The following is a 331-nucleotide window of genomic DNA, read 5'->3' on the forward strand; positions in this document are numbered from 1 at the left end:
GACGTTGTTATCTGACGGCGAAACGAGTTTGCCAGCGCCGATACCGTACCGAGAGTTTGTTGCCCATACGTTGCATCAGGCTGCAACGCTAGATGCTAAAGGGTTCTTTTCGGAGCTGTTAGGAGATGTAAATGAACCTACATTGCCCTTTGGCTTAAAAGACATCCATGGTGACGGCAGCCGAATAGAAGCAGACAAAGGAGTGCTGGAGCCCGGCTTATCAAAGGTCGTCCGTACTTTGTCAAAAGAACGAAAAATTAGTCCAGCTACGTTGTTCCATGCGGCGTGGGCACTGGTTGTGGCGGCCTGTAGTGGTCGTGATGATGTTGTG

The 331-nt window shown here is 50.5% G+C and carries 1 protein-coding gene; it reads left to right on the forward strand.

Features of this window, described 5'->3' with window-relative positions:
- On the forward strand, positions 1–331 hold a 331-nt coding region (locus tag J8L71_RS18440), incomplete at both ends, for a hypothetical protein (RefSeq protein ID WP_211001815.1).

The organism is Pseudoalteromonas sp. MMG007 (assembly GCF_018100985.1).
In the GTDB taxonomy this organism is placed as follows: domain Bacteria; phylum Pseudomonadota; class Gammaproteobacteria; order Enterobacterales; family Alteromonadaceae; genus Pseudoalteromonas.